Raw genomic sequence first — 10,330 nt, 5'->3', positions numbered from 1 at the left:
ATCCAGATGCATGTCGCCGTTGACCACGGGAATGCAGTACGGGCCGATGGCTGCCGGCGTCAGGTCGATCATGCGGATGCCGGGCTTGAGGCTGCGCAAAAAGGCGTCGTTCTTCACATGTGCGCCCGCGCTGGTGGCATCGAACACAAAGTCGATGTCGGCGAACCCGGGCATGCGTGTGAGGCCTTCCACGCCCTCGTGGGTGGTGGCCACGCCCATGCGGGAGGCGCGGGCCAGGCCGTCGGAGTGGGGATCGATGCCGACCATGGCGCCCATCTCGATGTTTTTGCCATGGCGCAGGATCTTGATCATCAGATCCGTGCCGATATTGCCGCTGCCGATGATGGCGGCCTTGAGTTTCTTGCTCATGGGTGTCCTTGTAGGAGAGGGGTCGTCAGGCCAGGCGGCAGCCGACGCTGCCCAGGCTGCCCAGATGTGCCTGGACCAAGTCGCCGTTGCTGAGAGCTACCATGGGTCCCAAGGCACCGGACAGAATGAGTTGGCCAGCGCGCAAGGGATGGCCGCGCTCGGCCATGGTGCAGGCCAGCCAGTAGGCTGCGCGCAGAGGGTGGCCCAGGCAGGCGGCGCCCGTGCCGACCGAAACGGTTCTGCCGTTGATGCTCATCTGCATGCCAAGGGCTGAGGTGTCCAGTGCGCCGATGCTGACAGGCTGTTCGCCCAGCACATAGAGACCCGAAGATGCGTTATCGGCTACGGTATCCACCAGGGTGATCTTCCAGTCCTGGATCACGCTGTCCACGATCTCCAGGGCTGGCAAGGCATAAGCCAGGGCGTTGAGGAACTCGGCCCAGGAGGGCGCATGGCTGCCTAAATCCTTGCCGACGACAAAGGCAACCTCGGCCTCCACCTTGGGCTGGATGAGTCGACTCATGGGAATGGTGTCGCCATTCATGTATTCCATGTCGTTGAACAGCACTCCGAAGTCGGGTTGATCCACTCCCAGCTGCTGTTGTACAGCTTTGCTGGTGAGTCCAACCTTGAGGCCAATGACTCGGCGGGCTGGATCTTCCAGGCAAGCCTGTGTATTGAGTTGAGCCACTTGGTAGGCAGCGTCGAGCCCGGTAATGCCAAAGGTTTCGGATACCCTGGCAATCGGGCAGCGGGAGCTGCGAGCCTCTCGTATGGCCAGGGCAGCAGCATGAAGGTTTGTTGATGGGGCAGTCATATGGGGGGAGCTGTGATCGGGTAAGGAGCAAGGCTCTTTGCCTTCGGCCGCAGTCGGCCGACCACACCACAGACCTGGTGCAGCCGGTGGTGAAGTGCTGTTTACTCTGGGGGGCCTCTATTCGAAGACCATGAGATCGCGTGCCACTTCGACAGGTCCACTGAAGTGCTTGCGAACGCCGTCGGTGTATCGCGAATCTGGCTCATCGCCGCCGGGGACCAGATGTGTCAGGATGACTTTCTTGACGCCGGCGGCCTTCGCGAGCAAGCCGATGTCTTCCGGTACCGTGTGCTCCTCGGTCATGTGGCGCATCATGCCGTCCGCTACTGCATCGGGTACATGCTGGCGTCGCATCATCTCGCGAGTCAGAGGCAGGTCTATGACCTCATGCACAAGCAGGTCGGCGTCCTTGGCGAAGGCAGTCAGCGCAGGACATTGGCCTGTGTCACCGCTGAAAACGATAGTCTTGTCGGGCGTCTGGATGCGCAACGCATAGGAGCGATCTTGTTTGCCGCGTTTGGCGTCAGCAGCCGGGTCTACCTTGTAGTGACAGTTCTCCTGGGCCGTAACGCTGATCAAGTCATCTTTGAAGACCAGGCCATTGCCTTGGATGTCATGCGCATGAAATGCTTTCTCGGGAGGGAGTTTTCCGCTTTTTGAGTCTGCTTGGCGAATGCGTGCGTTGACCGAGAAATACTGAAGAAAGCCATTCATCATGGACTTCGCACTCGGTGCGTAGACGTCCACCGGCCAGATCCCGAGATCCCACTGCACGCCCAGCAATGAGCCCCAGCCAGCGTTGTGATCGTCATGGTCATGGGTGATGAAGATCTGCCTGACCTTGCGCAGATCTATGCCTGCCGCATACAGCTGTCGCAGGACGCCGTCACCCGCATCAATGACATATACCTTGTCGCCCACCATCAGTGCATTGGCTGGCTGCGACCGAGCGGTGGATGGCAGAGGTCCACCCTGGGTGCCAAGGGTCACAAGTCGCGTCTGTGCGAATGCTCCGCCAGCCCAGGCTGCCACCAGCAAGCTGGCGCCCAGGAGAGTCTTCAGTTTCATGCTGTTCTCCATTCATGAAATTTCAGTAAGCAAGTCCAGGGCCTGTCGCGACCACGTCGGCGCAGCAGGCCTATGCAAGTGCTTAGTTGCTGGCGATGAAGTCTGCAACCAGGCGGTTGAATTCCTCGGCGTGTTCGATCATTGCCCAGTGGCCGCAGCGATTGAGTAGTACCAGTCGGCTATTGGGGATGCAGGCGAGCAAGAACAGAGAGCTTTCATATGAAACGACGCGGTCGTCACGGCCGTGAATCAGCAGCGTGGGGATCTGGATCTGCGGCAGTTTGGAGCGGTCCACCCACTTGGGCAGCGGTGCACCCTGGGGCAGTCCAGCAACGTAGTTCTTCAGATGTTCCGGGCGGGCCAGCGCCGCATCGGAGCGTGCTTTCGTCAATTCGGGAGTGGCAAAGCGCGCTTTGTCGAACGTCATGATTTCAACCAGACGGCGCATGTTCTCTGGTGACGCGTCCTGGTAAGCCTGGATCAGAACCTTCAGACCTTCGGAGGGGCCGTCGCCGGCTCCGAACAGCGAAGGCATCTTGCCCACGGGCGGCCCCATGGTGACGAGGTGGCTGATGCGCTCCGGATACTCGGTTGCCAGACGCAGAGAAGTCTGACCACCCATGGAGTTGCCGACAAAGGCCGCCTTCTCGATACCGAGTGCATCCATGAACTGGATAGCTGCATCCACATGGTCGAGGCGGTCCACCGTGCACGCATCGGACAGGCCCCAGCCGGGCATATCAACCGCGAGCACGCGGAACTGGCGCGCCAGCGTCTCAATGTTGCCGGAGAAGTTGCTCCAACCGGTGGCGCCCGGACCGCTGCCATGCAGCAGTATGACGGGATGACCTTCACCGGCTTCGTAATATTGCAGGTTCCAGTCGCGAGTTTTGACGGTACGGCTAGTGCTGGCTTGCGTGATAGACATTGGTATCTCCTTGGGACTTTGGGATAAATGAAATGAAGTCGAGGCTCAGGCTTGCAGCAACTCAGCTACAGCCTTGGGGTGGCGGTGTCCCCAGCTACTGAGGTGATCCAGGTGCTGGACCTGCCAGGTCTGCTCATCAATGACCAAGCCACCCCAGCCGAACTCCACGTTGAAGCCCGAAGGGGTACGGACATAGAAGCTGAACATCTGATCGTTGGGGTGCACGCCTAGCGTCATCTCGAACTGCCTTCGGTCGTCCATGCAGCGGTCATAGGCATGGCCCACGTCATCCATGGAGGACACTTCGACCATGAAGTGGTGAATGCGCTTGGGAAACGGCATATTTGCCAGGGCCAAGGTGTGATGGCGACCATTGCAGTGCATGAACGCCACGCTGGCAATGAAGTTGGGAGCCAGCTTCTCGTCGATCACATCGGTCAGTTTGAAGCCGAGCAGCCCATACCAGTGCATCAACTGCTGGCGATCTATGCCTCGCTCCATGAGTACCTGATGGCCCGCGCCGCCGAAGCCCGTCACAAAGCTGGATTTCAGCGTTTTGGAGACGAAGGGTGTGCTTGCGGTTGCGAATCCCGTGACCAGCTCCACACGATTCCCGAGTGGGTCTGCCGTTACAAAGATGCGCTGGACTTGGCGCTGCTCTGCAAGGGCTGCATCCCCTTGCTGCACTTGGTGACCTGCGGCTTGCAGGCGTGCAACGATGGCATCGAGGTCTGCATCGTTGCCGCACTCAAAACCGGTGAGCGACAGATCGTCCGCGGGGCCCTTCTGTATCAACCATCGATAGACTTTGTCATCCATGCGCAATTGCAGGGAGTCAGAGCTCCTGGAGCCCAGCTGCATACCCAGCAGGTCGACGCCGAAGCGCTCCCAGTCGGCAAGGTCACTGGCCTCAATGCCCACATAGGCAAGTTGATTCACGCTACTCATTGGAGTCTCCTTACAGAACTACGGGAGGTGTTCAGGCGGGCACAGCGAGGCCACTGGTATCGGCTGCCGCTACGAACTTGTCTGGGCGTATGGCGATGGTTTTGACTCCGTAGCGCTGTAGCCAAGGCAGCAATACGTTGTCGAGATCCACCAGCTCATCAGAACCGTGCGTGTAAGCGGTTTTGGGGCGAACCGTGAGGTATCGAGCATTGAGTGCGTCCCAGCCGGCTTTTTCTTCTGGGGTCAGCAAGTCAGCTGGATTCGTATCGACGCCCAGCAAGACGAAGCCATCACCCAGCAAGGTGTCGAGACGGGCCATCTTTCCGAAAGTGTCTCCCGCGATGGGCTGAGGAATCATTCGGCCGACGATGCTGGCATCGCCTGTGGCGCCGCGTATCCATCCTGCTTCCAGTGCAGGCGGTGCGATCAAAGGCGGTTCGTAGGGCGTTACTGTCTCGGTGGGTACTGCATGGAGGGCTTCGATTTCCTCGGCACTAGCCTCCTGCTTGATTACCCGTCCCAGAGCTACGGCCAGATTGGTGTAGAAGACCGCATTGGGGCGGCGTTCCGTTTCATAGGTGTCGAGCCAGTTGTCGGGCAACTCGCCCTTGATGACGCGGGCCATCTTCCAACCCAAATTAAAAGTATCACGCATGCCTGTTTGCATGCCAGCGCCTGCCCATGGAGGCATCAAGTGAGCTGCATCACCGGCCAGGAAGACGCGGTCCTTGCGCCACGTGTCGGCCATGCGTACATGGTGCTTGTAGAACGCGTGCTGGTGAATCTCGACATCGTCTTCCGTCACGCCCAAGGCCTTGAGCAGTGGCCAGACCTCTGCACTGGATGGGTAGTCGGCCGGTGTCTCGCCTGGCGTGAGAGGAATTTCCCAGCGGTGATTGCCAGCCGAGAGCGCGATATCGACCACAGGGCGGTTTTTGTCAGACCAGAAAGTCAGAAAGTCACGGTCAGGCCACCAGCGCTTGACGCGGCAGTCGATGACCACCCACGTCACGTCATTGGTGTCACCCAGCAGATCTATCCCGAGCATCCCACGGCAGGGGCTGGAGCCCCCGTCGGCGGCAATCGCGTAGCGTGCCCGCACGGAACTCAGCTTGCCGGTTGCTTTGTCACGGCTGGTCAGCGTCACGCCGTCAGAGTCTTGCTCGATAGCGATGACTTCAGCGCCGTACCGGACCTGTAGGCGCTCCCCGTAGGCATCGCCGCAGCGGCGCAGTTCAGCCTCCATGGTGGGTTGGTAGATGTTGTAGAAGCGCGGCTTGCGACCCAAGGTGCTCGGTGGGTGCTCCACTCGCATGATTTCCGTGCCGTCATAGGTGATCCAGCGAAGCGCGCGCTGTGGATCTATGACTTTCTCGATGCGCTCATCAATTCCCAGGTCCTGGAAGATGCGCATCGTCCAGTCATTGACCGTCACAGCACGGGCTCGTTGGTAGATGTCTTGCTCACGCTCCAGCGCAATCACAGATACGCCTTTGTTGGCGAGGGTTAGCGCGCCGATCAGCCCTGTCGGGCCATAGCCGACGATGGCAACGTCTGCGTCGTAGGTCTTGGTGGTCATTTAGCTTGTCTCCTGAGTTCGCAACCGTTGGTGCCAGTCATAAAGCTCAGATCAAGCATGCTTTGACATGGATTAAATTGGACCAATCGGTACAAAACAAGAATGTACCGATTGGTCCATAACTTGTGATTAGTGAAAACTAGTAAGGGTTTTCATGTATGAATTTGATGTGTGAACGTATTAAGAGCCCACATGATTTGAGGTGGACGGCAGGTACACCGAAGGCAATTGCTGCTGCCGAGTGCTGCATGTGAAGTCGCCAGACACATACACTGCACATATGGAAGAGAGCAAAAGCAATGGAAATCGGCGCGGACAACGTTCGCGTCAGGAGATACTCGATGCGGCAGCCAAGGTGATGGCTACCCGTGGCTATGCCGGCACATCGATGTCCGCACTAGTGCAGGAAAGCGGTATTCCCAAGAGCGCGATCTATCACCATTTCGAGTCAAAGGCGGGTCTGCTGTCCGAAGTGATGGCGCGTGGCGCGAGGGAGTTCTTCGCTGCGATGCGCGATGCTCATCAGCCGCCCCCGGAAGGTGGAACGCCACGTGAGCGACTTGGTTGGTACCTGCACAAGACGGGTGAAGTCTTTGTGCATCGAGAGGACTTTCTTCGTCTGCTGCTGCTGCTGGTTATGAGCAGCGAGGCCACAGATGCTCCCGAAGCAATGCAAACGATCGCCGAGATCCGTAAAGAGGGTCTCGACTACATGCGACACATGATTCGGATGTCCTTTAACGACAAGGGCGAGAAGGTCGCTGATGAGTTGGCGAATGCATTGGCATTCTTCGGTGTCGCAGGCTTCGACGGTGCATTCGTGGGTATGCAATCAGGTGATGGCCGAGCGATGTCGCAATACATGGCCCAGCTCACTGATGCGATGGTGGCTCTCGGTGAAGCTCAGGCTTGTGTTCGGTGTTGAGTCACAGGCTAACCGGCATGCAAACTTGCGGCCAGACTTCGTCCAGATTGCCTGGTGTCGAGTGACCGCTCCCGCCCAGAGCAGACACTGGCTGGTGATCTTGCTAGCGACTGCTTTGGGTCGATTTCTGGCCGCACCACAAACCTGAGGTACGCGTTAGGAAAGAGCTTCAAATAACGCCTTGGGAGTTTGTGGAGCGGGCACGGGCGGATGCCGACCGATCCATGCTGGAGTGCAGCGCCACGCCCCTGAAAACCATTGCGTTTGAATACGGCTTTGTGGATTCAGAACGCATGCGCAGAGCTTTTGTGCGCTGCGTGGGCGTTACTCCTCAGCAGTACCGAAGCACATTCAACCCCGTCAACGAATAGCGTCTTTAGCCGCTGCAGGAATATCGGTCGTCATGCGCTTGTGGCAATCAATGGCTGCAGCCAACACCTGGGCATCTGCATCGCGAGGGCCAATGACGGACATGCCTACCGGTGCTCCATCCACGTTGCGCCACGGAAAGCTCACCTGCGGAAGCCCTGCCAGTCCTGCGATGCAAAGCAACTGCTGCGCCATTTCTCGCATGCGTTGCAATTCATGAGCTGCGGTATCGCGCATGGGCGCTGGCCCTGGAACAGTAGGTAGCAGCACGAATGCCCCCGTATCAGCAAACAGCTTGTCGAGCATACGGGTAGCGGCATCTCGGAGGGCTTGCCACACCGCCAGGTCTTCTTGAGCGGCTTGCGAAGCGAACCCGAACCGGGCGCGGACATCGGCCCCCAATGCTGCGCCATGTGCTGTCACCCAATCGCCGTGGATGCTCCAAGTTTCCGCTCCTGCCAGGATACGGTGGGCTTGCGCCCAGTGGGCAAGAGGAAGTTCGCCGGCAGGTAACCACTGCCCATTCAGGCCGAGTCGCTGCAAATCGTCCATGAACATGGTGCGAACGTCAGGGTCACACACATGCAGGGCGTCTTCAAACAGGAGTATCTGAAGGTCAGGCTGGGCCTCGTGTACAGCCTCATTGTCAATCACGGCATGAATGCGTGCCATGTCTTCGCCGGACTTGGCAAACCAGCCGACGGTATCGAAGCTGGGTGCCAGTTTGAATCCCCCACCCGGCAAGCGCCCTTGCGTCGTCCGGATTCCCCAAATACCGCAATAGCTGGCTGGCAACCGGCAGGAACCACCGGCGTCGGTGCCGAGCGCGAAGTCCACGTCACCAGCGGACACGGCAGCAGCCGAGCCAGATGATGAACCTCCAGGTAGTCGCCCCGGCGCACCAGCGTTGTAGGGCATGCCATAGTGATGATTGATACCTGCAAGGCTGTAGGCCAGCTCGTCCGTGACTGTCTTTCCGATCCAGTGCGCGCCTGCTTCCAGGCACAGTTGCACTGCTGGTGCACTTTCTTGGGCGATAGGTTGCTGCGCTCCCCAGGCCGGCGTTCCACCCCCCATGCGTTGACCCTGCACAAGGAATATATCCTTGACCCCCATGCGCATGCCGGCCAGGGCATTGCCGGTCGGCGTAAAAGGCGGAGCAGTGCCAAAGCCCTCGCGTACAAAGGCTCCGCCAAGTCCCGGTTGCAGCAAATCATTGCGAGCCGCGTTGTCAAGTATGGGCATATCTGAAAATTTTCCTGATCAATTGAGTTGCAGGTCGATCCGGGTCAGCAGCTGGGACCAGCGGTTGGACTCGTCCGCTATGGCCTTTGCGAACTCGGTACTTTGCGAACCGATGGGGTCCATTCCGTTGCCGGCTAGCACGCGCTTGACTTCTGGATCATTGCGAAGCAGGGATTGCATCTTTTCGCGCAGTAGGTCCACGATCGGCTGTGGTGTACCTTTAGGGGCAAAGGCTCCTACCCATACAAGGGCGTCTACGCCACTGACCCCAGCCTCGCGCAACGTGGGAACCTGGGGCATCAGCGCAGACCGTGTAGGGCCGGAGACAGCCAATACCTTTGCACGGCCGGCCTCCACCAGCAGCTTAGTGGACCCCACGCTGTCAAACCGCATTCCAATCTCTCCAGACAGGAGTGCCGTGGTCAACGCGGGAGTGCCCTTGTACGGAATGTGTGTGAGCTTGACCTGCCCCTGCTGCGCGAACTGCTCGCTCACGAGGTGAATGACACTGCCTTGTCCCACACTGCCGAAGTTGAGCGTGCCAGGCTGTGTTTTGGCTTGCGCAAGCAGATCGGCGACAGACTTGAAGGGCGACCCCGCCGCCACTGTCAATGCCAAGGGATAGCTGCTGAGCATGCTGATCGGCTCAAAGTCATTCACCGGATGGAATGGCCGCTTGGCCTGTAGCAGTGGCGCAATCACGTGGCTGCTGTTGCTGGCGATGAGGATGGTGTAGCCGTCGGGTTTGGCACGCATGACGGCGGTTTCCCCGATGAGGCCGGTAGCGCCGACTCGGTTTTCCACCACGAACGGCTGCCCCAAAGCTGCTCCGAGCTTTTGAGCCAGCACACGCGCCATCAAATCAGTGGCGCCACCTGCTTGGAAGGGGGAAATGAAGGTCACGGGGCGTTGGGGGTAGCCGGATGCCGATGTTGGAGCAGCCAGCACCGATGGGCTGAGCGTCGCGCCCAATAGGCCCCACAGCACCCGACGTCGCAGCGTAGCGTGCAAAACCATTGTTTGTCTCCTTGAGTAAATCAAAGCTGAAGTATTCAAAGAGTGCTCAGTCCCAACAAGCGAGATTTCTCAAATCATGGTTTTGTCTTTTACAAATGCTTTGTCATTTTCCTTAATGGAGCCACACTCGGGATTTCACAGCAGCAAAAAGACAATGCGCTACGAACTGACTGATTTGAGAGTGTTCCATGCGATTTGCCAGGAAGGGAATGTGTCGCGTGGCGCTGCCCGATGCCATCTCTCCCCCTCGTCGGCCAGCCTCCGGATCAAAGCGCTTGAAGAGGCGTTGGGCACGGCGCTTTTTGTCCGCCACGCACGTGGGGTCGTACCAACCGCCGCCGGAGAAATCATGCTTGAGCATGTGCAGCGATGCGTGGCTGGTCTCGTGCAGATGGAGGGTGACCTGGCTCCCTTCGCCCAAGGCTTGAGCGGCCGGCTCACGGTGCTGGCGAACAACAATGTCCTGCACTCATTCTTGCCTCAGGATCTTGCGGCCTTTTTGGCTAGCTATCCCGACGTTCGCATTCATCTGCAGGAGCGCATGGGCACTGACATCATTCCGGCTGTGGCCGAGGGGCGAGCCGATGTGGGGATCGTGGCTGTGGATACCGACCATCCGCAGCTTTTTTTCTACCCCTACCGGGAAGATTATTTCGTCGTGCTGTTGCCGCGTCGCCATGCTTTTTCCCAGCACCGCTCACTACGTTTTTCCGATTGCCTGAATCACCCCTTCATCAGTCTTCAGACCGGGACTGCACTGCATACCTATCTGACCAATCAGGCGGTGCTGCTTGGCGGCCGTCTTGATGTGCGCGTACAGGTAACAGGGTTTGGGGCAATTGCAGCACTCGTGGCCTCTGGAGCAGGACTGGCTATCTTGCCGCGCTCGGCAGTCACGCCCCAGGACGAAGCGCACACCGTAATTGCAGCACTGGATGAGCCCTGGGCTTTGCGCCAACACCGCGTCTGCGTCAAGCGCGACGCGCCTCGCCACTGGCTTCGCGAACAGTTCGTGGCGCAGCTATGTCCGGACGCCCCGGCAGTGAGCTTGGCTCGGATTTGATG

General features: G+C 58.9%; 10 protein-coding genes and 1 pseudogene. 3 read left to right on the top strand and 8 right to left on the bottom strand.

Annotated elements, in window-relative coordinates:
- The 6 genes and pseudogenes from CTATCC11996_RS24085 to CTATCC11996_RS24060 all read right to left on the bottom strand — a co-directional run.
- Nucleotides 1-369: pseudogene (locus CTATCC11996_RS24085) on the bottom strand (acetaldehyde dehydrogenase); the annotation flags it as partial.
- A gap of 25 nt (nt 370-394) precedes the next feature.
- Nucleotides 395-1,186 (bottom strand): 2-keto-4-pentenoate hydratase, encoded by a 792-nt coding sequence (locus tag CTATCC11996_RS24080; protein ID WP_034350307.1) that lies wholly within the window; start codon nt 1,184-1,186, stop codon nt 395-397.
- A gap of 117 nt (nt 1,187-1,303) precedes the next feature.
- Nucleotides 1,304-2,110 (bottom strand): MBL fold metallo-hydrolase, encoded by an 807-nt coding sequence (locus CTATCC11996_RS24075; protein ID WP_236597811.1) that lies wholly within the window; start codon nt 2,108-2,110, stop codon nt 1,304-1,306.
- Nucleotides 2,111-2,336: 226 nt separating this feature from the next.
- On the bottom strand, nt 2,337-3,182 hold the full coding sequence (locus tag CTATCC11996_RS24070; RefSeq protein WP_003081586.1) for an alpha/beta fold hydrolase: 846 nt from the start codon (nt 3,180-3,182) through the stop codon (nt 2,337-2,339).
- 45 nt (nt 3,183-3,227) lie between these two features.
- Nucleotides 3,228-4,130: a VOC family protein gene (locus tag CTATCC11996_RS24065; protein WP_003081583.1), complete on the bottom strand. Its 903-nt coding sequence runs from the start codon at nt 4,128-4,130 to the stop codon at nt 3,228-3,230.
- A 31-nt stretch (nt 4,131-4,161) separates the two neighbouring features.
- Nucleotides 4,162-5,709, bottom strand: coding sequence for a bifunctional 3-(3-hydroxy-phenyl)propionate/3-hydroxycinnamic acid hydroxylase (locus tag CTATCC11996_RS24060; protein ID WP_003081581.1), 1,548 nt, complete (start codon nt 5,707-5,709; stop codon nt 4,162-4,164).
- 280 nt (nt 5,710-5,989) lie between these two features.
- On the opposite strand from CTATCC11996_RS24060, the gene CTATCC11996_RS24055 reads away from it, so the two are divergent.
- Nucleotides 5,990-6,634, top strand: a complete 645-nt coding sequence (locus CTATCC11996_RS24055) for a TetR/AcrR family transcriptional regulator (RefSeq protein ID WP_003081579.1) — start codon at nt 5,990-5,992, stop codon at nt 6,632-6,634.
- 110 nt (nt 6,635-6,744) lie between these two features.
- Nucleotides 6,745-7,005, top strand: a complete 261-nt coding sequence (locus CTATCC11996_RS25335) for a helix-turn-helix domain-containing protein (protein ID WP_080569939.1) — start codon at nt 6,745-6,747, stop codon at nt 7,003-7,005.
- Here CTATCC11996_RS25335 and CTATCC11996_RS24050 read toward each other — a convergent pair.
- Both CTATCC11996_RS24050 and CTATCC11996_RS24045 read right to left on the bottom strand, forming a co-directional pair.
- The gene (locus CTATCC11996_RS24050) at nt 6,995-8,248 is read right to left on the bottom strand and encodes an amidase (protein ID WP_003081574.1); all 1,254 of its coding nucleotides are present in this window, start codon (nt 8,246-8,248) and stop codon (nt 6,995-6,997) included. The two genes, CTATCC11996_RS25335 and CTATCC11996_RS24050, sit on opposite strands and share 11 nt — an antisense overlap.
- A gap of 18 nt (nt 8,249-8,266) precedes the next feature.
- The gene (locus tag CTATCC11996_RS24045; protein ID WP_003081572.1) at nt 8,267-9,265 is read right to left on the bottom strand and encodes a Bug family tripartite tricarboxylate transporter substrate binding protein; all 999 of its coding nucleotides are present in this window, start codon (nt 9,263-9,265) and stop codon (nt 8,267-8,269) included.
- Between the two features lie 76 nt (nt 9,266-9,341).
- On the opposite strand from CTATCC11996_RS24045, the gene CTATCC11996_RS24040 reads away from it, so the two are divergent.
- Nucleotides 9,342-10,328, top strand: coding sequence for a LysR family transcriptional regulator (locus CTATCC11996_RS24040; protein WP_236597813.1), 987 nt, complete (start codon nt 9,342-9,344; stop codon nt 10,326-10,328).
- The last annotated feature ends 2 nt before the right edge of the window (nt 10,329-10,330 follow it).

Origin of the sequence: Comamonas testosteroni ATCC 11996 (genome assembly GCF_000241525.1) — a bacterium.
Classification (GTDB): domain Bacteria; phylum Pseudomonadota; class Gammaproteobacteria; order Burkholderiales; family Burkholderiaceae_C; genus Comamonas; species Comamonas testosteroni.
The sequence above is the reverse complement of the archived record's forward strand: the minus strand, read 5'-3'. Positions and strand labels throughout refer to the sequence as shown.